Genomic DNA, 25,938 nt, shown 5'->3' with positions numbered 1-25,938 from the left:
TCGCGGCGCGGGGGGGGGGGGGGGGGGGGGGGGGGGGGGGGGGGGGGGGGGGGGGGGGGGGGGCGCGGGGGGCGCCCGCCCCGCGGGGGGGCCCCCCCCCCCACCCCCGTACCCGTGGCGCTTACGCGAACGCCGTGTCCTTCATCAGCCACGTCGCCAGCGGCAGCGCCGTGTCGTCCTGCGCGTAGGCCGTGAAGGTCACACCGAGCTTCATCGCGCCCGTACGGGTCATCGCGATCTCCTCGGTCTCGGTGACCTGGCCGCGCGGGATGACGAAGCGGTACGACACGTCGCCGGTGCCGTTGCTGTCGGTGAACTCGAAGCCGAGCTGGCGCTCGTCCGCCTTGGGGTTGGCGGAGAGGTCGTACTTGAACGTGCCCGCCGCGGCCGGGGACGACAGGAGCGCCGTGGCGCCACCGCCCATGAAGAACGGCAGGGTGTTCTTGTTGATCTGGAGCAGCTGGAACTTCACGGTCAGCTCACGGTCGGAGTAGATGTAGCGCAGGGCGCTCACCGACTGCCAGCCGTCCACCTGGTCGATCTTGTCCTTCTTGCTGAGCTTGATGCCGTCGGTGGAGGTGTAGCCCAGCTCGGTCCAGCCGGTCCACGCCACGGTGGTGTCGATCGGCGCGGCCGGCGCCCCGGTGGCTCCGACCGGGGCCGCCACCAGGACCTTTCCGGTACCTGCGACGCGGATTTCCTTGCTGCTGTTGGGACCTGTTGCCATGTGAACTCCTCAGGAAGGGTTGAGCGTTGTGGAAGGGTGGGGCGTTGTGGATCTACGCGGGGCGGATGGACAGGCGGAGCGTGGCCAGGTAGCGATTGCCGGCCGGGCGGTTGTAGTCGGGCAGCCAGCGGGGCCCGTCGGCCTCGTCGACGTCGGTGACCACCGCCGTGCCGTACCGCGTACCGATCAGCTCCAGGACACAGGCGCGGGCGGCGAGGGCCACGGTGTGTGCCGTGGTCTTGTCGGGGCCGTACACCTCGAGGTCCAGCAGTGGTTTGTCGAGGTGCAGGTCGTCGACCCACACTCCGCCGACGCGGGAGACCAGGACGGCCTTCTGGGTGCCGTCGAACCCGGCGGGCGGGCGGTTGTCGACCGTGACTCCGGCCATTTCGGGCCGGTCCTCAAGGAAGTCGACGACAAGCCGTTCCACATCGGGAAAGTTCAAAACGCTCACATGGACGCTCCTTCGCGGAAGGCGATGGGCCGTGGGGCGGATGTGCGATGTGCGGATGTGCGGATCAGCCGTGCTGATCAGTGGTGAGGCCCGGTCGCGACCCAGGGGAGTGGGATTCCGGGCAACACAAAGCGGCAGGTCCGCCGCCCTTCGGAAGGGGCGCAGCTCTGCCGCTGCTTCAAGTGTGATCGAGGGTGGCTGATCCCGCAACCGAGCCTTCCGGAGGTGTGGTTGGTGGTCCCCGGGAACGAAGAGGGCAACGGGAAAGGCCCCGCCGGTGTCCCGGCGGGGCCTTTCCCGGTCGTACGTCGGTCGTACGGTCAGCTCCTGCGGCGCGCCGCTCGCTCCGCCGCGAACACGTCCTCCAGCCGGTAGAGCAGCCGTCTGCCCTGGCGTCCCGCCGCGGTGAGGTGTCCGAGCTGGACCCACTTGCGGATGGTCGCCGGGGACACCTCGACCTCGGCGGCGGCCAGATCCCCCGAGATCAGCGCGACGCTCACCGGTCCGCCCGTCCGCGTCGCCCCGACCGTGGCCGTCGTCGCGCCTCCCGCGCTCACGACGCCGCCTCCACCGCCGGTGAGTGGCGGCAGACGGGATTCACGCACATCACCGTCGCCCGCTCCGGGAACGCCCGCAGGGACACCGAGTCGCAGGCGGGGCAGCGCCCGGCGACGCGGACCAGTTGCTCGGGATCGCCCAGCGCCCGGGCGCACCGGCGGGCCATCCGCCGGGTCTCGTCCTCCACGTGCGCGGCCAGGTCCGCGTCTCCGCCGATCCGCTCCAGGAGGCCGGCGATACGCCGGAGTCGTACGGGTACGGGGGCGGCGGCCACGCGGGGCAGGCCGAGCCGTTCCCGTACGGCCTCCTCCAACTCCACGACGCCGTCGGTGACATCGCGGATGGCGTCGGACACGTACAGCCGCAGGGGCGCGACGGAGCCACCCGTCGGGGCGGCGCCGGGACGCTCGCGCAGGACGCGGCCGGCGGTCGGGGCGAGTTCTGTCAGAAGTTCGGGGAAGTGCCGCAGGAGTGCGGCGATCCACAGCGCGCCGCTGGTGCCGCCAGTGCCGCCGGTGCTGCCGGTGCTGCCGGTGGTGCTGCTGGTGTTCGTCACGCCGCCCGCCTTACCTCGCGGCCGTTGCGCCACAGGCGCCCGCCGCTGACACCGTCGAACCAGGTCCGCATGGGGTCCACGACGGCGACACACTCCTCACGAATCGGGCAGTGATTGCAGGCACGCAATACCGGTTCGGCTTCGGAAGGGACTTTGGTGAACACAAAACGCTGAGGAAGATCGGCGCAGGCGGCGTCCCTGCGCCAGTCAAGATCTTCGTCCGTACGGCAGAAGCCCAAGGTCACAGCGGTTGAGGACACTGTCATCGGTGAAGGCACGTGCAACCCCTCCCTATGTATGGGAATATTTGTTCGACAATTGCGGACGCGTGATCAGCGTTGCATGGTGCGAGCGCGTGCGCAAGCGACTACGCTCTGTGAGGAGGTGTCAGCACTGCACCCCAAGTCACCCCTCGGGTCTGCGCGTTGTACGACATCTCCACAACAACGCGCGAGCGCGCACACCAATAGGTGCGCGCGCGATCGGTACTCTGTCCCCCGCGACGAGGGGAGATCGAGACAATGGGTTCAGGCTCGCGGGCGGACGCCCGCAACAACACGGGCTTCCGCGGTGACGGCGTCAGGAACCGCGCGGACGGACTGGACGTGTTCGCCGGCTGGGTGGAGTCCCTGATGCGCCGTCAGGGATACGACATCGACAGTCCGCGCGGCGGTGGCAAGTCGAAGCTCGCGGACGACGCCGGGGTGCACCGGGCGGCGGTCAGCCGACTGCTCCAGCGGCAGAGCATGCCCGACCTGGAGACCATGCGAAGACTGGCGGCGGTACTCGGCATCCCGCTGAGAGAAATGCTCATCCGGTCGGGGCGGTTGTCGGAGGAGGATCTGCCGATCGCGGCGCGGTCGCAAACGGACGCGACGGGGCCCGAGTTGGCGGAGGACTCCCCGCGACTGAGTCCCGAAGAGGCGGCACGGAGAATGGGGGTGCCCCCTGAGCTGCGGGAAGTGTTCGTGAAGGTCGCGAAGCAATTCCTGCCGGCAAGTAGTTAGGGGATCGGCTGCCCCGTGGGGGGGCGTGAAGGAGTGCGCGCATGGGCAACGACGGGGACGGTGGCGTTCCGGTCCCACAGGACCGGCTGGCCATGCTGTTGGGTGATTTATTGATCGAGCTGGGCCAGAAGGTCCAGCAGGCCGGCGTCGACGGTGTGCGCATCCTCACGGACGAAGAGGTCATCCGGGATCAAGTGCGGTGGTACCGCACCGGCTGGGCGGAGCACGCCCGGGCGGCCGGCCAGGCGCAGCCCTCGGCGGCGGGTCACCCCGACATGGAGGACTTTCCCGTCCCCGCGGGCAGACTGCTCCGTTTCCCGGACCAGTCGGCCGACACGGAGCCGGCGACCCCGGCGCCGGACCCACCCGGTCCGTCCCGTGCGTCGGAGACACCGGAGGCACGGGACGGGCTCGCGCGCCCGCACTCCCCTCTGCCCGGAGACCCGGAATCCCCACCCGGGCCGGAGTCCCCGCTCGGGCCGGAGTCCCCACCCGCGTCACAGGCCCAGCGGCTGCCTCTCGTGGGCGCGGGCGACGCGAACGTACGCAACCTGATGCCGCACCGGCCCCGGCACAGGCGGGCGGCGCGGGAGCGTGGCGACGAGGGGTGAGCCGGGCGGGCGCGCTCGGCCCGGCGGCCGGGCCGGACCGGCGGCTCGTGGCCGCGCCTGCCGCAGGGCGTCGGTGCGCCATCCCACCTAAGCTGTACATATGGGCGATTCTCTGACGCGGGCGGGGTACACCACACGGCCGATGCGCCCCGCGGACACAAACGCGGTGATGGAGCTGCTCATGCTGACCAGCGCCTGGGACATCCGCTACCGCCTGCGGGAGCAGCTGCGCGCCGCCGCGGCGCACGACGCCCACCTCGCCTTTGTCGCCGAACGCGACGGCTCCCTGCTGGGCGCGGCGAAGCTCGCCCGGGAACCCGCCTTTCCCGGTACGGCCTCCGCCCTGATCGCCGTCGTACCCCACGCGCGCAGGACCGGCATCGGGACAGCGCTCGCCGGGCTGCTCGAAGAGGGGGCCGGGCGCCTGCGCGGCACGGAGACGCTCACCTGCACGCTGCGTGACGACCTCCCCGAGGGGCGGGCGTTCGCGGAGAGGTGCGGCTTCCGGGTGACGAACCACAGCGTGGGGCGGTTGTACGAGCTGCCCGCCCACGGCGAGAAGCTCGCGGAGGCCGCGGCGCGGTCGGCCACCCTGGCGCGCGTCAGCGTCCGGGCGGCCACCATGGAGGACGAGGCGCGGACGATCATGGAGTGCGCCGGCCGGTGTCTGGAGGGCGCCAAGCTCCCGTTCCAGGAGGGCCAGGAGATCAGCCTCGACCACGCGCGAAGACTCATCCCCGAGAAGGCCGTGATCATGCTGGCGGAGTCGCTGGACGGGTCGGAGCCCGTGACCTGCGGGCTGACCATCCTCACCCCCCAGGCGGCCTCCGACACCTGGTACACGATCTTCACCGGGGTGGACACGCGCTACCGGGAGCGGGGCATCGCGGCCGCGGTCAAGTCGGCGGCGCTGCTGCACGCGTACCGCGCGGGGGCCGGTGCCGTCATCACGCACAACGACGAGACGAACGAGCCGATCCTGCGCCTGAACGACTCGCTCGGCATGAAGCCGGCGCTCGGCCTCTGGGGCCTGGTCCGCCCGCTGGCCCACTGAGCCCCGCCCCCGACGAGCCCCGCCGGGGTACGAGGCCCGCCTCGCCGGGCGCGTCAGCCGGCCGGGAGCGTCAGCCGAGTGTCGGCAACCCGTAGGCGTCGGCGATCAGTTCGTAGCTGCGCAGCCGCGTCTCCGGGCTGTGGGCATGGGCCGTGATCATCAACTCGTCGGCGCCCGTGCGCTTCTGGAGATCGTCCAGGCCCGCCCGTACGACATCCGGTGTCCCGTGCACGATGTTGACGAGCCAGCCGTCCACGAACTCCCGCTCCAGCGGGCTGAATTGGTACGCCGCCGCCTCTTCCGGCGTCGGGATCAGACCCGGGCGGCCGGTGCGCAGCTGGAGCATCGACAGGGCGCCCGTGAGGACCTGGCGGCGCGCCTCCCGCTCCTCGTCGGTGGCCAGGGCCGCCACCCCGATCACGGAGTACGGGGCGTCCAGCACCTCGGAGGGGCGGAACGACTCCCGGTAGAGGTCCAGCGCGGGGATCGTGTTCTGCGCCGAGAAGTGGTGGGCGAAGGCGAAGGGCAGGCCCAGCACCCCGGCGAGGCGGGCGCTGAAGCCGGACGAGCCGAGGAGCCAGATCGGCGGCCGGCCCTGAGGGCCCTGGACGGGGCCGGGGATGGCGTGGATCCGGCCGTAACGGTGTCCGGAGGGGAAGTCGTCGTCCAGGAAGCGGGTCAGCTCGGCGAGCTGCTCGGGGAAGTCGTCCGCGCCTTCGTTGAGGCGTTCCGTACGGCGCAGGGCGGCGGCCGTCGCCCCGTCGGTGCCGGGCGCGCGGCCCAGGCCCAGGTCGACGCGGCCGGGGGCGAGCGCCTCCAGCGTGCCGAACTGCTCCGCGATGACCAGCGGGGCGTGGTTGGGCAGCATCACCCCGCCGGAACCGAGCCGGACACGCTCGGTGTGGGCGGCGAGGTGGGCCAGGATCACGGCCGGGGACGACGAGGCGACGCCCGGCATCGAGTGGTGCTCGGCGACCCAGTGCCGGTGGAAGCCGCGGCGCTCGGCCAGCTTCGCCAGCGCGACGCTGGTGCGCAGGGAGTTCGCGGCGGTCGAGCCCTTGCCGACCGTGACCAGGTCCAGGACGGACAGGGGCACGGGCGCGGTACCCCGGACCACACCACGAATCCTGTCCGTGGCCCGGTCCGTGTCCGTGCCCGTGCGTGTGTCCGTGCCTGTGTCTGTTGTGTCTCGGCTCGCGTCAACCACCGGTGAACACCCTCCTGCGCATGAAGAACCTGGGAACACGCCACAACAGGAGGGGCTCTCCGCTTATTCCCGGCGAGTCGTCGCGGCCCCGCCGGGAGCGTCGTTCCGGACCCGTCACTCCGGACCCGTCACTCCGGGCCCGCGAACAGGGTGCCCAGCCCCCGGACCCGCGCCCGTCGCTCCGTCAGCCGCAGCCCTTCCCAGACCGTCACCTGGTTCGCCGTGAGCACCGGCTTGCCCAGCGCCTCCTCCAGCTCCGGCAGGTACGCCACCGTGTGCAGGGCCGTGTCCGGGAGAAGCACCGCCTCCGCGTCGGGGTGATCACCCGCACGGGCCAGCTCCATCACCCGTTCGCGCGTGCCGGAGCCGCTCCCGTCCAGTTCCGCCGCCTCGCCGGCCGCCCCGGCGGACCCGGCCGGAGCGGCGGACCCGGCCGCTCCACTCCCCCGGTCCGGTACGACCTCGGTCCCCGCCGCCTCCAGGAAGGCGACGAACCGGTCGGTGACGTCCCGGGGATAGCGCGCGGCGACGGCGACCCGGCTGACCCCCAGGGCCCGTACGGCATGGGCGAAGGCGAACGACGTGCTCGACGCCGGCAGCCCCGCGGCGACGGCCAGCGCGCGCGTGTGCTCGTGCGCCCCGTCCCACCCGTACATGAAACTGCCACTGGCGGACGCCCAGACGACGCACTCGGCGCCCGCGAGCCTCAGTTCGGCCACTCCCTCGGCCAGCCGCTCGGGCTCGGCCATGTCCGCGTGGACCAGGGGCAGCCTGACGTCGGTGCCCAGCAGCATCTCGATGCGCGGAAAGTCGTCCTCGGCGGCATGTCCGGGACAGAGAAGTCCAACGGTCGTCATGTCCAGCCTTCCTGTGTCGTCACGTCACAGCGTCCTGCTTCTTGACTGCTTCTTCACGGGATCGATGACGAATACCCCCTCCTCCGGTGCGTACTCCCCGCCCGCTCCCCACGCCCCGGTGCGCTGTTGACGACCTTGGGGCGAGGTGCGAGCGTGGTCGATCCGCACCTCCCGGACGTCGGCAGAAGGGCTCCCCCTCATGGCCGCACCGACCCTGCTCGTCCTGGACGCGGCGGGCCAGGACCCTGCCCCGCGCCTCGGCAGGCTGACCGGGCGGGCCACGGTCCGGCACACCGACGAGGCCGGGCTCGCCGCCCGGCTGCCCGCCGCGGACGTGCTGCTGGTCTGGGACTTCACCTCCGACGCGGTACGGGAAGCCTGGCCGGGTACGGGCCCGCGGCCCCGCTGGGTGCACACCGCGAGCGCCGGGGTCGACCGGCTGCTCTGCCCCGAACTGGTCGACTCCGACACCGTCGTCACCAACGCGCGCGGCATCTTCGAGGAGCCCATCGCCGAGTACGTGGCGGGTCTGGTCCTCGCCATGGCCAAGGACCTGCCGGGGACGCTGGAGCTGCAACGCAGACGGCAGTGGCGCCACCGCGAGGGACTGCCCGTCGCGGGCAGCAGGGCCACGGTGATCGGCTCCGGCCCCATCGGCCGGGCCGTCGCGACCACCCTGCGCGCGCTGGGCGTGACGGTCGCCGTCACCGGCAGCCGGGCGCGGCCCGGCGTCCACGGACCCGAGCAGTTGCAACGGCTGCTCACCCGGGCCGACTGGGTGATCTGCGCCGCCCCGCTGACAGAGCAGACCCGGGGCATGTTCGACGCCCGGACCTTCGGCCTGATGCAGCCGTCCGCGCGTTTCATCAACGTCGGGCGCGGGGAGCTGGTCGTCGAGAGCGACCTCGTCGCCGCCGTGTCCAAGCGCTGGATCGCGGGCGCGGCCCTCGACGTCTTCGACCGGGAGCCGCTGGATCCGGGGAGCCCCCTGTGGGACGTACCGGGTCTGATCGTGTCCCCGCACATGAGCGGCGACACCGTCGGCAGGCTCGACCGGCTGGGTGAACAATTTGTCGGTCTGTACGAACTCTGGGCCGCCGGAAAGCCCCTTCGTAACGTGGTCGACAAGAAACGTGGGTACGTCCCCCTGCATGACTGACCCCGGGTCACCCACGTTCCTGACCGATCTGACGGCACACCAGCTCCTGGCCGGGTTCGCGAAGGGGGACTTCTCGCCCGTCGACGTCACCCAGGCCGTCCTGGAGCGGATCGAGACCGTACAACCGCTGGTCAACGCGTTCGTACGGCTGAACGCGGACGAGGCGCTGGCGCAGGCCGGGGCGTCGGCCGTCCGGTGGCGCGAGAAGCGGCCCCAGGGGCTGCTCGACGGCGTGCCGGTGTCGGTGAAGGACACGTTCCGGCAGCGCGGCCTGCCCACGCTGCGCGGTTCGCGGACCGTACGGGCCGAGGGCGAGGGCCCGGCGGGCGGCTGGGACCAGGACGCGCCGGCGGTCGCGCGGCTGCGGGAGCACGGCGCGGTGCTGGTCGGGAAGACGACGACCCCTGAATTCGGCTGGAAGGGGGTCACGGACTCCGCGCTGTCCGGGGTGACGCGCAATCCGTACGACCTGGCCCGTACGTCCGGAGGGTCGAGCGGCGGCAGCGCGGCGGCGGTGGCTCTCGGCGCGGCCCCGCTCTCCATCGGTACGGACGGCGGAGGTTCGGTCCGGATCCCGGCGGCCTTCTGCGGGGTCTTCGGGTTCAAGCCGACGTACGGGCGGGTGCCGCAGTACCCGGCGAGTCCGTTCGGCACGCTCGCGCACGCGGGGCCGCTGGCCAGGGACGCGGCGGACGCGGCGCTGCTGCTGGACGTGATCAGCGGTCCCGATCCGCGCGACTGGTCCCAGCTGGCGCCGGCCGCGGGGGTGTCCGGCTCGCTGACGGAGGACGGGCGGGTCGGGCAGGTCGGGCGGGACGGCGACGGGACCAGGGGCGTACGGGGGCTGCGTATCGCGTACTCCCCGTCGCTGGGCGGCCAGGTGGCGGTGGACCCCGAGGTGGCGGCGGCCGTGCGGCGCGCGGTGGGGCGGCTGGCCGAGCTGGGCGCGTACGTCGAGGAGGCGGACCCGGACCTCACCGATCCGCTGGCGGCCTTCCACACGCTGTGGAGCAGCGGAGCCGCCCGGCTGCTCCAGCCCCTCAACCGGCAGCAGTTGGCGCTGGTCGACCCGGGGCTGCGGGAGATGGCGGCGGCGGGCGCACGCCTCAGCGCGCTGGACTACGTGGCGGCGACGGAGGTCAGGGTCATGCTGGGCCGCCGGCTGGGCCTCTTCCACACGGCGTACGACCTACTGGTCACGCCGACCCTGCCGATCACCGCGTTCGAGGCGGGGCGGGAGACGCCGGCCGGGTCGGGCCGGCGCCGCTGGACGGCGTGGACGCCGTTCACGTACCCCTTCAACCTCACCCAGCAGCCCGCCGCGACCGTACCGTGCGGAGTCGACGGGAAGGGGCTGCCGATCGGGCTCCAGCTGGTCGGGGCGCGCCACGCGGACGAGGTGGTGCTGCGCGCGGCGCACGCCCTGTACGTGTCGGGCGCGGCGCGGATTCCGGCGCCCTCCGACTCCCACTGACCCAGCCGTGAGCGTACGGTGAAGCCTTGCGGAAGGGTCCACTGGGCGGTGGCGCCGTGCAATTGTCCGCCGCTTCCCCGCCCGGCCGCGGGCCCCGCGGGCCGTGCGCCCGGGGCGCTGACCTCTCACTCCGCTTACCAGGTATGACGCTGTCATATGCCATGGTGACGCGGCCCAGCGTACGGCGCCGGGCCGCTCCGCTCTTCTCCTCAACAGCCGCCCCGCGCGGGGGCCTTGGCGGCTATCGTGGGTCCGTAATCCTGCGGTCACTACCTGCTGTCAACCCGCTGACAACCTGCTAGGGGGAGCCGTGGCGCTGAAGCCGGAACCGACCGCGCCGTTCCATTCGGTGCACTACGTCCTGCGCGTCCTGGAGACGGTGTCCAAGTACGGCGGCGGGGTGACGGACGCCCAGATCGCCCGCGAGACGGGCCTGCCCACCGGGCATCTGGCTCCGATGCTCTCCATGCTGCGGCGTGAGGGGTACGTCGAGCAGGTGGCGGACGGCGCCTACACGATCGGCGACTCGCTCGTCCTGCTCGGTTCCGGCGCCGCCCGGCAGGAGGCGCTGGAGGCCAAGCTCCAGGACGGCCTGACCGCGCTGCGCGACTCCGTCGGCGCGGCGGTCTACATGAGCCGGTACATCGACGGCGAGATCAAGGTGACGCGGATCGCGGACGGTCCCGGCACCCCGGCGGTGAACGAGTGGGTGGACTTCCGGTCCGCCGCGCACGCCAGCGCGATAGGGAAGTGCCTGCTGACGCAGTTGGACCAGAACGGGCGCCGGGACCATCTGGCGCGCCACAAGGTGGCCCGCTTCACGTCCCGCACGATCACCAGCGAGCGGCTGCTGCTCTCGCGGCTGGAGGGCCAGCCGCCGACGGTGCCGGTGCTGGACCTCCAGGAGTACGCCGTGGGGACGGTGTGCGCGGCGGTGCCGCTGACGGCCGGCTCGGCGGTGGGCTGCCTCGCGCTGTCGCTGCCGGTGGAGGACGCGCACCGGCTGAGGTCGGCGGCGGCGAGGCTGAATCGCGGGGCGGCTCCGATGGCGCTGTCGCTGACGCTCTGAGGCCCTCACGTCGCCCCCCTGCTCCGAAGCCGGGAAATCCGGGACTCAAACCGATCTGGCGACCCTTCGCCAACCTGCCTCACAGCCATTCACACCGCGTCGCCGTGTAACTACGCTTGGTGACTGTGCCGCCGGGATGTGCCCGTGGCGCAGACACGAAGGGCGATCGATTGTCCAGCTTCCGCATGCCTGTCCGCGTACGCGTGCCGCTCGCCGCGGCCGCCGCGCTCGCCGTCTCCCTCTCCATGTTCGGCTCGACCGCCGGGGCCCGGGCCATCGACGACCGGGTGCCGGCCGGGGCGGCGGCGCAGGCCGAGGCCCCGCCGAGTTACGTGGCGCTGGGTGACTCGTACAGCGCCAACGTCTGGGTCCGCCCCTGGGACGACAGCGACGGGTGCGGCCGGTCCGAGCGCAACTACCCGAGCCAGGTCGCGGCCGAGCTGGGCCTGGACCTCACGGACGTCACGTGCGGCGCGGCGGAGGTGCGGGACGGAATCCTGGGCCCACAGCCGTCCCAGAAGATCCTTGGTCCGCCGACCGCGCCTCCCGAGGGCGGCTGGCCGGAGAAGCCGCCGCAGCTCGACGCGCTCAGCCCCGACACGGACTTCGTGACCGTCGGCATCGGCGGGAACACCCTCGGGTTCGGCACGATCGTCACCGAGTGCCTGGAGCGCGGCCTCGGCACGCTCGGCTTCGGGACGCCCTGCACGAAGTACTTCACGGAGGGCGACGGCCGGGGCTGGCTGGCGGACAAGTTCGCCCAGCTCGACGAGGAGTACGACACCATGATGACGGCCATCAGGGAGCGCGCGCCGAGGGCCGAGGTCCTGGTGGTCGGCTACCCGGCGATCGTCCCGCACAACAACGGCTGCGCCTGGGGCGTCTGGCGCCAGCTCGGCACCGTGGCCAAGGGCGACATGCCCTGGCTGGACGGTGTGGAGCGGGAGCTGAACGGCCTGCTCGACCGGCAGGCCGCCGATCATGGCGCCGCATATGTCGACGTCTACGGGTCCAGCACCGGGCACGGCCTCTGCGAGCCCGTCGGACAGCGCTGGATGTACGGAGTCAAGGACGACCTGACCGGGGACGGCGACCAGACGGACCCCCCGTCCGGGTTCTGCGCGGAGATCCCCGGCAACGGCGAGGCGTGCACGTTTGTCCACCCGAACGCGGCGGGTGCGGACAACCAGGCCCGCCAGGTGAAGGCCGCCTTCGACGGCCTCCTCAGGACCGCCCCAGCCAGGGGCTGACAGGATCCGGGCCACGGCCTCCCCCCTTCCTCCCCGGGGCGGGGAAGGCCGTGGTCCGGAGCACCCCCGGGCACCGGGTATTATTTTCGAGTCAGCAGGCGCCGTTAGCTCAGTTGGTTAGAGCAGCTGACTCTTAATCAGCGGGTCCGGGGTTCGAGTCCCTGACGGCGCACAGACAGGGAAGGCCCCTCGCGGGAGCGAGGGGCCTTCTTCGTGTGCGTGGGGTACGGAGTCTGCCGGCGGGTGCCGGGCGGGTGCCGGGCCTCCCGGGGGAAGAGCGACCGGTCAGCCGACCGGGGCGACGGACCGGTTGCCGTCCACCGCGGGGGTCACGCCGAAGATGTCGACCGCGTGGTAGTACGTCCACGCCGTGGCGTCGCAGGACGCCTTCGTGGCGCCGGAGTACCCGGAGCAGACGCGCTTGAGGTCGGTGTAGAACGCGGAGTCGAGCCGCGCCTTGTTCGCGCTGAACGTGCCGGCCGCCTTGTAGTTGCGGTAGCCGAAGTCGTGGCGGGCACAGGCCGTCTGGAACGGGAAGCCGAAGGGGTTGTCCGGCGAGCTGGAGCAGTAGTCGGTGGACCAGTCGAAGCCGTAGGCCGACCAGGCGCCCTGATTGCCGCGGGCGGAGACCCACGCGTTGTAGCTGCTGACGGTTCCCTGGGTCCAGCCGCTCAGCACCTGCGGCTTGTCCGCGGGCGCCGCGACGGCCTGACTGGTCGACAGCAGGGCTGCGGGAAGGGCGAGCAGGGCTGCGGCGAGCGAAAGAGCCAGACGTCTGCGCATGGGAAAACCTCCGGGCGAAAACGGGCGTGACGCCGTGCGGTGGCACGGCGTTTCCTCACACTGAACGGGGTGGTTCTCTTACGGGTCTACGCGCGATGACCGCTGTGGGAATCCTCCCTGACATTCGGGTGCCGGGAAACCCCCCTGCACCGGCGTCACCACCGAACACCCCTTCAAACAGCCCTAGTTGGTGGCTTCGGTGCGGATATCCGTACGGATGTCGCACGGGATCTCGACTCGCAGGACCGTGGGCCCGCCGACCGGGCTCGACAGGGACAGCCGGCCGTCCAGTACGGAGATCCGGTCGGCCAGACCGGTCAGTCCGCTCCCGCCGTCGGCGCGCGCCCCGCCCCGCCCGTCGTCCTCGACCGCCAGCACCAGCCGCCCGTCCCCGTACCGCCCCGTCACCGTGGCCCTGGCCGCCCCGCTGTGCCGCGCGACATTGGCGAGCGCCTCGCACACCACGAAGTACGCGGCGGCCTCCACGGCGTCGGAGTACCGGCCGGCCGCCCCGTCCAGCGCCACCTCCACCGGCACCACCGAGCGGTCGGCCGCGTCCGCGACGGCGGCGGCCAGCCCGTAGTCGGTGAGCACGGCGGGGTGGATGCCCCGGATCAGCTCGCGCAGCTCCGCGAGCACCTCGCCCGCCTCCTCGTGCGCCGTACGGAGCCGGTCGGCGACCGGGCCCGGCGGGACGTCGAGCCGGGCGAGCCCGAGGGTCATCGTCAACGCCACCAGCCGCTGCTGCGCCCCGTCGTGCAGGTCGCGCTCGATCCGCCGCCGCTCCGCCTCGAACGCGTCCACCAGCCGCATCCGCGACCGGGTCAGCTCGGTGACGCGCTGCCCGAGCACGGTCTCCCGGGGGGCGAGCAGGATCCGGGTCAGTTCCGCGCGGGCGCCGGCCACCGCGCCGAGCGCGTAACAGCACACGGCCAGGAACACGACGCCGAGCACGGCGAACGCCCAGGCGGCGGGCCAGGACGTGATCGTCCAGAGCTTCACGACCTTCGCCTCCCGGCCGTCCCACACGGTCGCCATCAGCACGGGCGTGGCGATCATGTCCAGTGGCAGCAGCAGCCCGAAGCCGACGGCGATCAGGTCCAGCGGCCACAGCACCAGGGCGAACAGCAGGGCGTGCCCCAGCTCCCGCCAGGTCGCCTGCTCCCGGAACCGGGTCAGCGCCCAGGGCCACAGCCCCGGTTCGGCCGGCCGGCGGTGCGGGTCGGCCAGGGGCCGGGTGTCCACCAGCCGCGTCCTGCGCCGCTCCAGCCCGGCCACGGGGATCCCGCCGAGCGCGAGCACGGCGAGCAGCGGGAGCCCGACCAGTACGAGGGAGAGCAGCCCGCCGGCCACGGCGAGGGCACTCGTCACGACCAGCACGGCGATCCCGGCCGGGACCCCGCTCAGCAGGTACGCGGCCGAGCGCCAGGGCCAGGGAGTCAGCAGATAGCCGGGCCGGGCCAGCGCCTGCCACACGGTTTCGGAGGACGTGGCACGGGAGGACGTAGCGCGGGACGGCATGGCAGGGGAGGGCATGGCACGACGGTAGAGGGGGCGGCCGGGGCCGGACCATCGGGCGGGGCGGAGTGCCGGGGGTATGGCCTGCCCTACCTCAGGACTCGGTCCCGCACTGCTGTGCCGGGCCTCCGTTCCCGGTGGAGTGGGACCCATGACCCACCCCAGCAGAAATGACACCGGCGACGCCGTGCGGCTGGCCTCCGTGAGCAGGACGTACGGGAGCGGGGCGGACGCCGTCACCGCCCTCGACCGGGTCTCGCTCGCCTTTCCCCCGGGCACCTTCACCGCCGTGATGGGCCCCTCGGGCTCCGGCAAGTCCACGCTGCTCCAGTGCGCGGCCGGCCTCGACCGCCCCACGTCCGGCTCGGTGACCCTCGGCGGTACGGAACTCACCACGCTCTCCGAGTTCCGGCTGACCCGGCTGCGCAGGCGCCGGGTCGGGTTTGTCTTCCAGGCCTTCAACCTGCTGCCCGCCCTGACCGCCGAACAGAACGTGGCACTGCCCCTGCGGCTCGCCGGACACCGCACCTCGCGGGCCCGGGTACGGGAGGCGCTGGCGGAGGTCGGCCTCGGCGACCGGGCCCGGCACCGGCCGTCGGAGATGTCCGGCGGACAGCAGCAACGGGTCGCGCTGGCCCGCGCGTTGATCACCCGCCCCGAGGTGCTGTTCGCCGACGAGCCGACGGGCGCCCTCGACTCGCGGACCGGCCGCGAGGTGCTCTCCCTGCTGCGCGCCATGGTCGACCGGGAGGCCCGGACGATCGTCATGGTCACCCACGACCCGGTCGCCGCCTCGTACGCCGACCGCGTGGTGTTCCTGGTGGACGGACGGGTCGACGGCGAACTGCTCGCGCCGGCCGCCGAGGACGTCGCGCGCCGGATGACGACGCTGGAGACCGCCGGGACCACCGGGGCCGCGAGAGCCGCCGGGACCGTCCAGCCGGAGGTCGCGTCGTGCTGAGTGTTGTCCTGCGGACCCTCCGCGCCCGCTGGACCACCTTCATCGGCAGCTTTGTCGCCCTGGCGCTCGGCGTCGGACTGATCGCCACGATGGGGCTGGCCCTGGCGGCGAGCCTGGACGCCCCCGACCGCCGCCCCGAACGGTTCGCGACGGCGCCGGTCGTGGTGAAGGCGTCCGCCACCCTGCGCGTGCCGACCCCGATCGGGGACCGGACCAAGGAACTGGACTTCCCCCCGCCCCTGTCGGCCGCGCTCGTGGAGAAGGTGGCCGCCGTCGGCCGTACGGTCGAGGACCGCTCCTTCGCGGTACGGGCCGAAGGCGCGGCGCCCGCCGCGCTGGTGGGTCACCCGTGGTCCACCGCCGCGTTCGCGCCGTACCGCCTCGTCACGGGCCGGGCGCCCTCGGCCGCCGACGAGGTGGTGGCGACGGAGAGTTGGGCCGCCCCGGGCCTGCGGATACGGACCGACCGGGGCACGGTCACGGTGGTCGGCACCGTACGGGACCTCGGCTTCGAGCACGCCCTGTTCTTCACCGACACCCGCGCCGCCGAACACTCGCCGCCGGTAAGCCAGTTGGCCGTGGTGGCGGGGGCCGGAGCCGTACGGGCGGCGGTGGCGGACACCCCTCGGGTACGGGTACTGACGGGCCGCGGCCGTGCGGAGGCGGACGCCGATCCGGACCGGGACAGCGAGGCCCTGGTCGTGGTGAACACCATGCTCGGTACGGCGGCGGGGGTCACCGGCTTTGTCTCCGTCTTCGTCGTCGCCTCGACCTTCGCGTTCGGAGTCGCCCAGCGGCGGCGGGAGTTCGGGCTCCTGCGCACGGCCGGCGCCACTCCGGGACAGATCCGGCGCACGGTCTTCGCCGAGGCGGCGGTGGTCGGCGTGGCGGCCTCGGCGACGGGATGCGCGCTCGGCGCCGCCGCCGCGCCGAAGCTGGCCGCCTGGCTGGTGGAAAGCGGTGTCGCGCCCGCCTGGTTCGCCATCGGCACCTCCGCCTGGCCGTACCACCTGGCCTTCTGGACGGGGCTGTTGGTAGCGCTCGCCGGAGTGGTCGCCGCGTCCTGGCGCGCGGGGTCGGTCGGCCCTGCGGAGGCGCTGCGCGACGCGGCGGTGGACAGCGGGATCATGACGTGGGGCCGCAGGGTCTTCGGCGCGGGGCTGCTGCTGACCGGGCTGGGGCTGCTCGCCCACACGCTGGCGACCGAACCGGGCAGCCTGCTCGGCCGCAAGGCGTACACCAGCCGGCCGATGCTGCTGATCACGGCGTTCGCCCTGCTCGCACCCGTCCTGGTCCGCCCGCTGATCCGGCTGCTGACCTGGCCGCAGGCCCGACTCCGGGGAGCCACAGGGATGTTGGTGCGGGCGAACGCGTGCGCCGGGATCCGCCGTACGTCGGCCGTCGCCGCGCCCGTCCTCGTCACGGTGGCACTGGCCGGTTCGCTCCTCGGGGCCGTGGCCACCGTCGCCGACGCGAAGGCCGGGGAGAGCCGGCGGCGTACCACGGCGGACTTCGTGGTGTCCGGCGCCGGCGACACGGGCTTCGACACGGCGACCGTCGCCCGGATGCGCCGTATCCCCGGCGCCGAGATCTCGCCGACGTCAGCCGGGGCCGTCTACGTCCTGGAGGACGGGGTGGCGCTGATCAGGTCCGACGCCCGCGCGGCGGAACCGTCCGCGCTCGCCGCGACGGCCCGGCTCCCCCTGGTGGCGGGCCGGGTGGCCGACCTGGACGACCACTCGATCATCGTGAACGACGAGTGGCGGCAGCACACGGTCGGCAGGTCCGTGGACGTCCGGCTCGGCGACGGTACGCGGAGAACGCTGCGGGTCGCGGCGGTGATGCGGGCCGGGACCGGCGACAACGGGGTGTACGTGACACCCCGCAACGCGGCGGGCGCGCCCGTGGACCGGGTCGACGTCTCGGTCGGGGAGGGCGCGGACGTCCGTACGGTAGGGGCGGCCCTGCGGGCGGCCGTCGCGGACGGCGGCCAGGTGTTCACCAAGGCGGCCTGGGTACGGGCCAGTTACCCGGAGACCGACAGCAGGACACGTGTCGGCTTTCTGCTCGTCCTCGGCATCGCCCTGCTCTACAGCGGGATCGCCCTGGCGAACACGATGGTGATGGCGACCGCCGACCGGGTCCGCGACCTGGCCGTGCTGCGGCTCGCGGGTGCGACGAAGGCGCAGGTGCTGTGGCTCGTCGCGGCCGAGGCGCTGACGGTCGTGGCGGTGGGCGCGGTGATCGGCGTCCTGGTCGCCTGGCTCAACCTGCTGGGAATGTGGGGCGCGTTGGGCGTGCTGCGCGTCCCCTCCGTACCCGTGATGCCCTGGTCCGCGCTCCTCACGGTCGCGGCGGCCTGCGCGGCGACGGCGGTGGTCGCGGCGGTCGTACCGGCGTGGCTGTCGCTCCGGCGGCGGCCGGTGGAACTGGCCGGGGCACGAGAATGACCCCGCCTGCTCTCCCGCCCAGGTGAACGAGCGGCGTCCCGGGGAGCGGGACCGACGGCGGCGGACCGACGGTGCCCCGCTCCCCGGGCGCCTGACTACGACGTACCGGCCCCGGTCGCCGCTGCCACCACGGCGACCGGGGTCGCTACCTCATCCTGGGGACTGAGAGTCCGTCAGAACTGAACGTCCGAGCAGGAGTAGAACGCGTTCGCCGTGTCGGAGATCGTCCACACGCCCAGGATCATGTGCCGGCCGGTCCGGGAGGGAAGCTTGCCCGAGTGCGACAGCGTGAACGGCGGCCGCGCGTTGTTGTACGGCACCGTCAGGAACGGCTGGGTCTCCAGAGCGGCGCGGGTGAGCGGCGCGTTGGAGTTCCAGCCCTGCTTGGTGATGTAGTACTTGAAGTCCGTGGTGGCGTGGCTCGCGGTGAACTGCCAGCGGAAATTGTAGTTCGCGCCGCTCGTCACCTTCGTGGTCGGCCAGGCACCATTGCGCTGGTCGTTGAGCTGGTTGAACTGGCTGAGGCCGGCGGAGCACAGCTGTCCGTCGGCGGGGCCGCCCGCCGGGAAGCCCTTGGGGCCCTCGGCGCTCTGCGGCTCCCACTGGATATTGCCGCAGTTGGACACCGTGCCGTTGGCACAGAGCTTCTGACGGCTGAGCGGTTGATCGGTGTAGCCATGGCTGCTGGCGCTGCCGGTGCCGACGAAGGACACGCCGGCGATCGCGAGGCCGACCACGGCCGCGCCTATTTTCTTTCGCATGCTTCGCTCCAGAGAACGTGGGGAGTTCGGTGAGCCGTACTGCACGCGTGCAGGTGAGAACAGACTGCGGTCTAGACCAAGCACTAGAGTATTAACGGAACTTGACCGTGTCCATAACAAGTGCGGTCCAGACCAATCAGAATCTCTCCGCCGCGCCCTGCCGGCCTGTGTAGAAGGCCACCGTGAGGTCTTTGACCAGGGCTTTACGCTCGTAGTCGTCCAGTTCGACCAGTCCGCGCGACGTCAGCCGGTGCACGGTGTCGTCCACCGCGTCGACCACCGAGGTCAGCACGCTGTCCCGGTGCCGGGCGTCGATCGCGGCGATCCGGCTGCGCTGCATGGCCTCGGCGATCTCGGGGGCGTACTCGATCCGGGTCGGCTGCGCCGAGAAGACCTCGACGCCGACGGGCCGGCACTCCGCCGACAGCATCCGGGTCAGCGCGTCGCCGACGGCCTCCGCGTTGCGCAGGGTCGGGGCGTCGTCGTGGAACGCGTCGGCGGGCAGCTGCGACAGGACACGCGCCATCGCCGCCTCGACCTGCTCGCGCAGGTACTCCTCGTGGTCCCGTACGCCGAGCGCGGCGCGCACGGTGTCCTTGACCCGCCACACGACGAGGACGACCACGCGCAGCGCCGTACCGTTCGCGTCGACCGCCGGCACCGGCTCGCTGCGCCAGTGCCTGAGCCGTACGTCGACCTTGCGGCGCAGCAGCAGTGGGCTGACCCAGAGGAGTCCCGTACGGCGCACGCTCCCCCGGTAGTCGCCGAAGAGCGTCAGCACCCAGGCCTGCCCGACCCGCCCCCGCCCGAGCCCGCCGAAGGCGAAGAGCGCGACGGTCACTCCGAGCGTGAGCAGCGCCCACTCCGCGATGGTGATGCCGTGGTACGCGGGGGAGGGCAGCCGGAGCATGGTGTTGACCGCGTCGGGGACGACCCCGGCCCACCAGACGACAACGGCGCACGCGACGACGGCGGCGAACCCGGCGAACGCCGCCACCCAGCCGGGCAGTACGGATCCCGGCCGCTCGACGAGCTTGGGATCGGTGGGCGGAGCGGCCCGTACCGGCACGACGGGCCCGGGCGCGGGGGCGGGCACCCGCCGCATGCGCCGCGCGCCGGCGGCGGGGAGGGAGGGGCCGGTCTCGTCGCGGAAGAGGAGGTGGACGGGGATCTCGTGGGTGGACTCCCCCACGATGAGCGGACTGTTCCACCGCACGGTCTCGCCGGAGGCGTCGGCACCGTCGCCGGCACCGGCCCCATCACCACCACCGGCGCGGGGGCCCGAACCGTCGTCGGCGACACGGGCGTGGGGCGTGGAAGGGATCGTGGAGGGAGATTCGGCCGGGGTCCCCGCAGGCGGTACGGCGCGCGTCGCGGCCGTCGGCGCGGACGGCGACTCCGTCCGGGGGGCGATCGGCGGTACGTCCACGGGCGACGCCCCTGACTGCGGCTCGGACGCCGACGGGACGGGCGGTACGGACCGGGACGAGGACGGGGGCTCGGGCTCCCCCGCCGAGGAGGCGAGCGGGGCGATTCCGGCGGGCGCGTTCAGCTCGCGCCCGGGGATCGGGCGCAGGGCGGGGGTGAGCGGGTGGGCGGGAGCGAGGTGCTCCACGGGACCGGGCAGATCACGCCCGAGAACCTGCCGCACCGACGGACGTACGACCGATTCCGCCACCGGATCCCTCTCCGGATCCTGCGGGAGGACCGACCCTGCGCCACGCGCGGAGACCGACTGGGCGTCCCGCCGAGAGGCAGGCTCAAAGGTCCGCGCGGAAGCCGGCCCGGCATCCGGCGCGGAGGCCAACTCGGCGCCATGCACGGAGGCTGGCTCGGCGCCGCGTCGAGAGGCAGGCTCAAAGGTCGGCGCGAAAGCCGACTCGACGTCCCGCGCGGAGGCCAACTCGGCCCCGCGCCCACCGCGCCCGAAGGCCGCCCCGGCGTCCCGCCCGGCGGACGGCCCGAAGGTCGGCGCTGAAGCGGGCCCGGAGGCCGATCCGAGGGTCGGCGCGGAAGCGGGTCCGGCATCCCGCTCGGAGGCTGGCACGGAGGCCGACTCGGCATCCCGCCCGAAGACCGACCGGGAGGTCAGTGCGGTAGCAGGCCCGGAGGGCCGCCCGGAGGGCGATTCGGCGCTGCGCGCGGAGGTTGGCGCGGAGGCCGGCCCCGCGCCCCGCCCGGAACCAGGCCCGGCGTCTCGCCGGGGACCGGCCGTCGGGGGCGTATTGGCCGGCGCGAACCCGCGCTCTCCGCGCTCGGAGCCGACGCGTGCGCCCGCGTCCTGTGTGTCCGTGTCGACGGAGATCCCATGGACCGGCTCCGGCTCCGCCGGCACGGCGGGAGACGGCAGCAGCGGCTCGACGCGGCCGTCCTCGTGCACCGTCACCGGCCGGCAGTGTGTGCCTTCGAGCGCGGGCGTCCACGCGACGGCGGGCGCGCTGCGAGCAGGCGCGCTCGGGGCGGACACGTCCGGCGCGGGAACGTCCTGGGCAAACGGCTCCGAGGCGGACACCTGTGAGGCAGACGCCTCCGGAGCAGACGCCCCCGAGGCGGACAACTCCGAGGCCGGCACGTACGGAGCGGAGGCCACCGACGAAGGTGCCACCGAAGCGGGCGTCCCAGAGGCAGACACACACGAAGCGGACGATTCCGAGGCGGCCGTCCTCGAAGCGGGCGCCCCAGAGGCGTACACGTACGAACCGGATGATTCCGAGGGAAGCGCCCCCTGGGCGCCGCCGCCGTGCGCGCCGTTCCCGTCCGCCGGCGCGGGCGTCCGCCCCGGTGCGGTGGGGGCGGTGGGGGCGGAGGTGGGGGCCTCCGGCCGAGGCCCCGGGCCCGAAGCTGGAGCCGGGCCCGAAGCCGGGCCCGGGCCCGGGGCGAAACCTGGCCCCGGGTCACCCTCGTCGTGCTGTCCCGCCCTCGTCGTCATCCTTGCCTCCGTCATCCGAAGAGTCGCCGCCACGTCTCGGGTCCCGGGTAGCCGTCCGCCGCCCTGCCGCGCCAGCCCTGCGCGCGCTGGAACGCCTCGACGTTGCGCCGGTCCGCCTCGCCCCAGCTCGGGCTCGGGCCCGAGGTGTAGTGCCTGCCGAAGCCCTTCCCCACCAGCCGTTCGCCGAGCCGCTCGACATACGGACCCGACCGGCCGGGCCGGAAGGACCCGAGGCCCGGATACGCCGGCACCCCCGCCGTCGTACCACCGGAACCGGCCCGACCGGCGGAGGCGCCACCACCGGAGGCCGCACCACCCCCGGCCGCCCGACCGGTGCTCTTCCCGCCCGCCCCCGCGATGCCCTTGCCCAGGCCGTGCATCAGGAGCCGCCACGTCTGCGGTCCCGGCAGCCCGTCCGCCTCCGCGCCGCGCCAGCCCTGCGCGAGCTGGAACGCGCGCGTGGCCCGCCGGTCCGCGTCCTCCCAGCGCGGCCCCGGACCCTGGGTGTAGAAGCGTTTGGCGCCTCGCTCGACCAGCATCCGGCCGAGCTGGGTGACGTACTTGTTGTGCGCGCCGGGCCCGAACGCCCTCGCGCCCGGGTACGGCACCACCGTCGCCTTGCTGCCGCCCGCGCCCTCGGCGCCCTCAGTGCCCTCGGTCAGCCCCCGGTAGCGATACGGCACGTAGCGCGCGGAGTTGTTCCAGTACGCCATCGGCGTGGACTGCGTCCGCGTGTGCGGTTGCGTCTGCTCGTACGCGAAGTAGTACGCGTGCGTGTAGTCCGTCCAGCCGCCGAAGAGCGTGACGTGCGACCCCTTGTTGGGGTCGGACGGGTTGTGGAAGAGCAGCATGTCCCCCGGCTGGAGGTCCTCCCGCGCGATCTTCACGCCATACTGCGCGAGGCTGCCGGTCCACTCGTTGCCCGCGAGGTTCCAGGCCATCGAGACATAGCCGGAGCAGTCCTGGCGGTACCCGTCCGACCAGTACTTGCTCATGCTGTACGGCACCTGCGCGCTCACCCACCGCTTGGCGCGGTTGATGATGTCCGCCCGGGTCGTGGCGCGCAGCGGCTCGGCCGGCTTCCCCGCGACGGGTCCGGGCGACGGACGCCCGTGCAGGGGGCCGCTGCCGCCCTGCGGGGTCTCCGGATCGGGTTCACCGCCGGGCACGGCGGCGAGCACGGCGCCCGGCACCACCCCATCGCCGGCCCCGGCCCCGGACACGGCTCCGGGCAGGGCGGCCGACGCCGCGATCCCGTCAAAGCCCGTCCCGTCCGGCCCGATGTCGGCCCGCGCGTCCAGTCCCGTCGCGCCGAACGCGACTCCCGCCGCCGTGACCAGCACCAACGCCCGCCGGGCGCCGTGCGCGCCCGGGTGGCCGCCGGCCCGTACCGGCAGCCCTCTCGCCAGATCCCGGCGCCGCCCCGCGCATCCGGGGCAGGGGCAGTCAGGAGCGGGCTCGTACTCCTCGAAGGCCGGGACGGTCATGCGAATCCCCTCCACACTCATCAAGATCTGTCGACGCGACTGCACGGGCGTCAGTGTCTCAACTGTCTGGACAAGTCGCATTTTGACGGATCAAAGGTAAAAAACGACTATCCGACAGGCCGCGAGGGCCATCAAATGGTCCGGCCCACCCATGGCGATCGGGTAGAGTTCTCCAGGTCAGCGCGCGCCGTTAGCTCAGTTGGTTAGAGCAGCTGACTCTTAATCAGCGGGTCCGGGGTTCGAGTCCCTGACGGCGCACCGACGGACGAAGCCCCCTCACGTCACGTGAGGGGGCTTCGTCTGTTCCGTCCCTGTTCCGATACGACGCCGCGCTTCCGTACACCTCGGAGACGTGGCGTATGTCCGCCATTGTTGGGGTTCGCACGCCGAGGGCGTGTGCCTGGAGCGTGCGCGTGCGTGCGCCCTCCGCGTACGTACGCCCTTCACCCGCGCACGCCGGGTCACGACCCGTTCCGCGCCAGCCCCACCGCGTACTCCGCCCACCACTCGCCCGCCCGCGGCCCGCCCCTGCACTCGCCGTCCGACTCCCCCGGGCGCTTGATCCACAGGTAGGCCTTGACCAGCGGATCGCCGGTCCTGACGGTCGGCGCCTCGCCGAGCGCGCGGCCCGGCGGGTTGCACCAGTTCTCGCCGGGGTCCCCCGAGGTGTACGAGCCGTTGCCGTTGCGGCTGGTGTCGATCACGAACGGTTTGCCGCCGACCCGCGCGGAGAGCCGCTTGCCGAAGTCCACGCTCTCGGCGGTCGGGAAGAAGTTCGACACGTTCACCGCGAAGCCGTCGGCCCGCGCGAGACCCGCGCGCCGCAGCGGTTCGAAGAGCGCGTCGGGCGTGCGCCAGCCCGGATTGCCCGCGTCGAGGTAGACGGAGGTGCCTGGCTGGCGGCCGAGGCGCTCGACCGCCGCGCCGAGCAGACCGTACCGCTCCTCGCGGAACGCTTCCGGAGTGCAGCCGTCCGCCAGGTGCAGCACGGCGTCCGGCTCCAGGATCACCGTGGCCCTGCGCGCGCCGATCCCCTGCGCGACCTCGTCGATCCACGTCCGGTACGCGTCCCCGTCGGCGGCGCCGCCCTTCGAGTACTGGCCGCAGTCGCGGTGCGGGATGTTGTAGAGCACCAGCAGCGCGTCCCGGTCGGCCTCCGTGGCCGCCGTTGTCACCGCCTCCGCCTGCGCCCTGGGGTCGTCGGGGCCGATCCAGGACGCGGCGGGCTGCTCGGCGATCTTCCTGAGGAGCCGCGCGCTGTTCCGGTCGCCCCGGTCCTCGTACACGACGGCCTCGCGGGCGGCCGTACCGTCGGGATCCACCCAGTACGGCACGTCCGCCTTGGGGCGCTGGCCGATGGGCGCGGTGGGGGCGGCACGCTCACCCCGGTCGGGACCGTCGGGACCGTCGGGACCGTCGCCGCCGGAGCCTCCCGAGCCGCCGGACGAGCAGCCCGCCAGCAGGAGCAGCGCACCCGCCGCGAGGGCCGTGGCCCGTACCGCACTGCCGTCCATCCGCTCCCCCAAGTCCAGGACCACGGCCCCCACATTACGGTTCGCGGGCCCCCTCGCCCGGGGGTTCCGCCTGAAGTCCCCGGGACCACGCCTCTCGGGGCCCGGGGGAAAGGCTCAGCTGTCGCGGGCCTCGTCCGCACCCGTCAGGTACGCCGACACCACCACGTTCGCCGTGTACGCGCCGGCCTTCTTGTCGAACGTCCCGCCGCACGTGATCAGCCGCAGCTCGGCACGGGACTTCTCGCGCGGCCCGTAGACCTTCTTCGCGTCGAACCGCTCCCGGCTGAAGACCTGCACGTCGTCGATGGTGAACTCGGCGACGGAACCGTCGCTCCTGGCCACCCGGACCTTCGCGCCGGGCCGGGCCGAGCTGAGTCCGTAGAAGACGGCCGGCTTCGTCTCGGTGTCGACGTGCCCGACGAACAGGGCAGTGCCCGCCGCGCCCGGCTGCACCCCGCCGCCGTACCAGCCGACCGTGTGCGGTGTCTCGTACGGCGGCGGGTCGACCGCCCCCGCGCCGTCCAGCCCCCGGGGCGCGACGGGCGCCGCGATCCCCAGCGAGGGGACCTCGACGCGCCGTGGCTCCGACGGCTCCAGCGGTTCACGGGCGGCGGGCAGCGGCACGCCGCCCAGCGGGCGGCCGACCGCGGCCACGTCACCGGTCGTGGGCGCCGACTGGCCGCCCGTGCCGCCGGTGGCGTCGCGGCCCCAGAGCCAGAGCCCCAGCAGCAGCACGGCCCAGGCCACTCCGGTCAGCAGCCTGCCGCTGCCTTTGGTGCCCTTGGTGCCCGCCGTGCCCGTGGTGCGCTCGCCGGTGGACATGTCAGTCCGCGTCCCGCGCGGCCGACCGCTGCCGTCGCACGCTCCTGTACGCCACCGCGACCGCGGCGACACCGGCCAGCACCAGACCGATCACCGCGTGACGGGTGCCGGGGCCCTCCGCCTTGTCGGCGTCCCGTCCGTCCGCGGCGAGGACCGCCGTACCGCCGCCGCCCGCGCGTACCGGTGCGACCGGGCTGGCGTGGTGGGTGGGCCGGTGGTGGGTCGGCCGGGAGTGGACCACCTGGACGATGCCCGCGCCGGACCGGCCGTGGCCGTCGCACTTGACCTTGACCTCGTAGGTGCCGGAGGCGGCTTTGGACTTGATGGCCGCCTGCCCGAACAGGGGTGATTTCCGGCCTTCTTCGCGGCCGGCTTGTTCGCGGCCCGCTTCTTCGCGGCCCGCCGAGCCGCGGTCACCGGGAGGGCCGTCGTCGCGGCCCCCTCGGCTGAACACCGGGCCCGAGAGGCCGGCCTCCAGGACGAAGACCTGGGACCTGGCCGTACCGAACCGGCTCTTGCAGCCGTCGACACGGATCGCGACCTCGCCACCGGGGGCGACGGTCGCCGGGGTGACAGTGACGCGTACGGACTCGTCGGCCTGTGCGGCGGTGGCGCCGAGGACCGTGGCACCGAGGACGGTGGCGCCGAGGACGGGGACGACCACCAGTGCGGCGGCCGCACCGGTGGTACGGAGAGCGAGCAACCTTGAACGCATGGTGAACCTCCTGGT

24 protein-coding genes and 2 tRNA genes are annotated in these 25,938 nt (G+C 73.2%); 11 read left to right on the top strand and 15 right to left on the bottom strand.

The window, feature by feature from the left end; genetic code table 11:
• Positions 1-121: 121 nt before the first annotated feature.
• The 5 genes from ACIO1C_RS06715 to ACIO1C_RS06695 all read right to left on the bottom strand — a co-directional run bounded on the left by ACIO1C_RS06715 (position 122) and on the right by ACIO1C_RS06695 (position 2,561).
• Positions 122-727 carry a phage tail protein gene (locus ACIO1C_RS06715; protein ID WP_401859341.1) on the bottom strand — a complete coding sequence of 202 codons (606 nt, stop codon included), beginning with the start codon at positions 725-727 and terminating at the stop codon, positions 122-124.
• Positions 728-779: 52 nt separating this feature from the next.
• A complete protein-coding gene (locus ACIO1C_RS06710; RefSeq protein WP_345943738.1) occupies positions 780-1,115 on the bottom strand; it encodes a hypothetical protein in 336 nt (111 codons plus the stop codon).
• A 386-nt stretch (positions 1,116-1,501) separates the two neighbouring features.
• Positions 1,502-1,681, bottom strand: coding sequence for a helix-turn-helix domain-containing protein (locus tag ACIO1C_RS06705; protein WP_401859951.1), 180 nt, complete (start codon positions 1,679-1,681; stop codon positions 1,502-1,504).
• A gap of 53 nt (positions 1,682-1,734) precedes the next feature.
• Positions 1,735-2,295: a hypothetical protein gene (locus tag ACIO1C_RS06700; RefSeq protein WP_401859339.1), complete on the bottom strand. Its 561-nt coding sequence runs from the start codon at positions 2,293-2,295 to the stop codon at positions 1,735-1,737.
• Complete coding sequence (locus ACIO1C_RS06695) at positions 2,292-2,561, bottom strand: WhiB family transcriptional regulator (protein WP_401859949.1); 270 nt, start codon at positions 2,559-2,561, stop codon at positions 2,292-2,294. Before ACIO1C_RS06695 ends, ACIO1C_RS06700 begins: the two co-directional genes overlap by 4 nt.
• 366 nt (positions 2,562-2,927) lie before the next feature.
• Here ACIO1C_RS06695 and ACIO1C_RS06690 point away from each other — a divergent pair, with 366 nt between their 5' ends.
• The 3 genes from ACIO1C_RS06690 (at position 2,928) to ACIO1C_RS06680 (ending at position 4,967) form a co-directional block, all read left to right on the top strand.
• Positions 2,928-3,302 carry a helix-turn-helix domain-containing protein gene (locus ACIO1C_RS06690; protein ID WP_401859947.1) on the top strand — a complete coding sequence of 125 codons (375 nt, stop codon included), beginning with the start codon at positions 2,928-2,930 and terminating at the stop codon, positions 3,300-3,302.
• Positions 3,303-3,343: 41 nt separating this feature from the next.
• The gene (locus ACIO1C_RS06685) at positions 3,344-3,913 is read left to right on the top strand and encodes a hypothetical protein (protein ID WP_401859337.1); all 570 of its coding nucleotides are present in this window, start codon (positions 3,344-3,346) and stop codon (positions 3,911-3,913) included.
• A gap of 100 nt (positions 3,914-4,013) precedes the next feature.
• Entirely contained in the window at positions 4,014-4,967 is a 954-nt protein-coding gene (locus ACIO1C_RS06680) for a GNAT family N-acetyltransferase (RefSeq protein ID WP_401859335.1), read from the top strand.
• A gap of 70 nt (positions 4,968-5,037) precedes the next feature.
• Here ACIO1C_RS06680 and ACIO1C_RS06675 read toward each other — a convergent pair whose 3' ends face one another.
• Both ACIO1C_RS06675 and ACIO1C_RS06670 read right to left on the bottom strand, forming a co-directional pair.
• Positions 5,038-6,093: an LLM class flavin-dependent oxidoreductase gene (locus ACIO1C_RS06675; protein ID WP_401859945.1), complete on the bottom strand. Its 1,056-nt coding sequence runs from the start codon at positions 6,091-6,093 to the stop codon at positions 5,038-5,040.
• 209 nt (positions 6,094-6,302) lie between these two features.
• Positions 6,303-7,031 carry a decarboxylase gene (locus tag ACIO1C_RS06670; protein WP_401859333.1) on the bottom strand — a complete coding sequence of 243 codons (729 nt, stop codon included), beginning with the start codon at positions 7,029-7,031 and terminating at the stop codon, positions 6,303-6,305.
• A 199-nt stretch (positions 7,032-7,230) separates the two neighbouring features.
• On the opposite strand from ACIO1C_RS06670, the gene ACIO1C_RS06665 reads away from it, so the two are divergent.
• From ACIO1C_RS06665 to ACIO1C_RS06645, 5 genes are all read left to right on the top strand, one after another.
• A complete protein-coding gene (locus ACIO1C_RS06665; RefSeq protein ID WP_401859331.1) occupies positions 7,231-8,190 on the top strand; it encodes a D-2-hydroxyacid dehydrogenase in 960 nt (319 codons plus the stop codon).
• Positions 8,183-9,664, top strand: a complete 1,482-nt coding sequence (locus ACIO1C_RS06660; protein WP_401859329.1) for an amidase — start codon at positions 8,183-8,185, stop codon at positions 9,662-9,664. Before ACIO1C_RS06665 ends, ACIO1C_RS06660 begins: the two co-directional genes overlap by 8 nt.
• 310 nt (positions 9,665-9,974) lie before the next feature.
• Positions 9,975-10,733: an IclR family transcriptional regulator gene (locus ACIO1C_RS06655; protein ID WP_401859327.1), complete on the top strand. Its 759-nt coding sequence runs from the start codon at positions 9,975-9,977 to the stop codon at positions 10,731-10,733.
• 185 nt (positions 10,734-10,918) lie between these two features.
• On the top strand, positions 10,919-11,983 hold the full coding sequence (locus ACIO1C_RS06650; RefSeq protein WP_401859325.1) for an SGNH/GDSL hydrolase family protein: 1,065 nt from the start codon (positions 10,919-10,921) through the stop codon (positions 11,981-11,983).
• A 98-nt stretch (positions 11,984-12,081) separates the two neighbouring features.
• Positions 12,082-12,155, top strand: a tRNA-Lys gene (locus ACIO1C_RS06645).
• 113 nt (positions 12,156-12,268) lie between these two features.
• Here the strand turns inward: ACIO1C_RS06645 and ACIO1C_RS06640 are convergent.
• Positions 12,269-12,766 carry a phospholipase gene (locus ACIO1C_RS06640; RefSeq protein WP_401859323.1) on the bottom strand — a complete coding sequence of 166 codons (498 nt, stop codon included), beginning with the start codon at positions 12,764-12,766 and terminating at the stop codon, positions 12,269-12,271.
• 183 nt (positions 12,767-12,949) lie between these two features.
• A complete protein-coding gene (locus ACIO1C_RS06635; protein WP_401859943.1) occupies positions 12,950-14,230 on the bottom strand; it encodes a sensor histidine kinase in 1,281 nt (426 codons plus the stop codon).
• 205 nt (positions 14,231-14,435) lie between these two features.
• Here ACIO1C_RS06635 and ACIO1C_RS06630 point away from each other — a divergent pair, with 205 nt between their 5' ends.
• The gene (locus ACIO1C_RS06630) at positions 14,436-15,245 is read left to right on the top strand and encodes an ABC transporter ATP-binding protein (RefSeq protein ID WP_401859321.1); all 810 of its coding nucleotides are present in this window, start codon (positions 14,436-14,438) and stop codon (positions 15,243-15,245) included.
• Complete coding sequence (locus ACIO1C_RS06625) at positions 15,239-17,695, top strand: FtsX-like permease family protein (RefSeq protein WP_401859320.1); 2,457 nt, start codon at positions 15,239-15,241, stop codon at positions 17,693-17,695. Before ACIO1C_RS06630 ends, ACIO1C_RS06625 begins: the two co-directional genes overlap by 7 nt.
• Positions 17,696-17,868: 173 nt before the next feature.
• Here ACIO1C_RS06625 and ACIO1C_RS06620 read toward each other — a convergent pair whose 3' ends face one another.
• The 3 genes from ACIO1C_RS06620 to ACIO1C_RS06610 all read right to left on the bottom strand — a co-directional run bounded on the left by ACIO1C_RS06620 (position 17,869) and on the right by ACIO1C_RS06610 (position 22,872).
• Positions 17,869-18,456 (bottom strand): lytic polysaccharide monooxygenase, encoded by a 588-nt coding sequence (locus ACIO1C_RS06620; protein WP_401859318.1) that lies wholly within the window; start codon positions 18,454-18,456, stop codon positions 17,869-17,871.
• A gap of 136 nt (positions 18,457-18,592) precedes the next feature.
• Positions 18,593-20,107 carry an SPFH domain-containing protein gene (locus ACIO1C_RS06615; protein WP_401859316.1) on the bottom strand — a complete coding sequence of 505 codons (1,515 nt, stop codon included), beginning with the start codon at positions 20,105-20,107 and terminating at the stop codon, positions 18,593-18,595.
• A 1,289-nt stretch (positions 20,108-21,396) separates the two neighbouring features.
• A complete protein-coding gene (locus ACIO1C_RS06610; RefSeq protein ID WP_401859314.1) occupies positions 21,397-22,872 on the bottom strand; it encodes a peptidoglycan-binding protein in 1,476 nt (491 codons plus the stop codon).
• Between the two features lie 184 nt (positions 22,873-23,056).
• Here ACIO1C_RS06610 and ACIO1C_RS06605 point away from each other — a divergent pair.
• Positions 23,057-23,130, top strand: a tRNA-Lys gene (locus tag ACIO1C_RS06605).
• A 203-nt stretch (positions 23,131-23,333) separates the two neighbouring features.
• Here ACIO1C_RS06605 and ACIO1C_RS06600 read toward each other — a convergent pair.
• The 3 genes from ACIO1C_RS06600 to ACIO1C_RS06590 form a co-directional block, all read right to left on the bottom strand.
• Entirely contained in the window at positions 23,334-24,386 is a 1,053-nt protein-coding gene (locus ACIO1C_RS06600) for a glycoside hydrolase family 6 protein (RefSeq protein ID WP_401859941.1), read from the bottom strand.
• Between the two features lie 114 nt (positions 24,387-24,500).
• Entirely contained in the window at positions 24,501-25,208 is a 708-nt protein-coding gene (locus ACIO1C_RS06595; protein WP_401859312.1) for a class F sortase, read from the bottom strand.
• A 1-nt stretch (position 25,209) separates the two neighbouring features.
• Complete coding sequence (locus tag ACIO1C_RS06590) at positions 25,210-25,923, bottom strand: hypothetical protein (RefSeq protein ID WP_401859310.1); 714 nt, start codon at positions 25,921-25,923, stop codon at positions 25,210-25,212.
• Positions 25,924-25,938: the final 15 nt, after the last annotated feature.

Origin of the sequence: Streptomyces sp. NPDC087420, from assembly GCF_044744165.1 — a bacterium.
Classification (GTDB): Bacteria; Actinomycetota; Actinomycetes; order Streptomycetales; family Streptomycetaceae; genus Streptomyces.
This window is presented reverse-complemented; position numbering and strand designations above follow the sequence as displayed.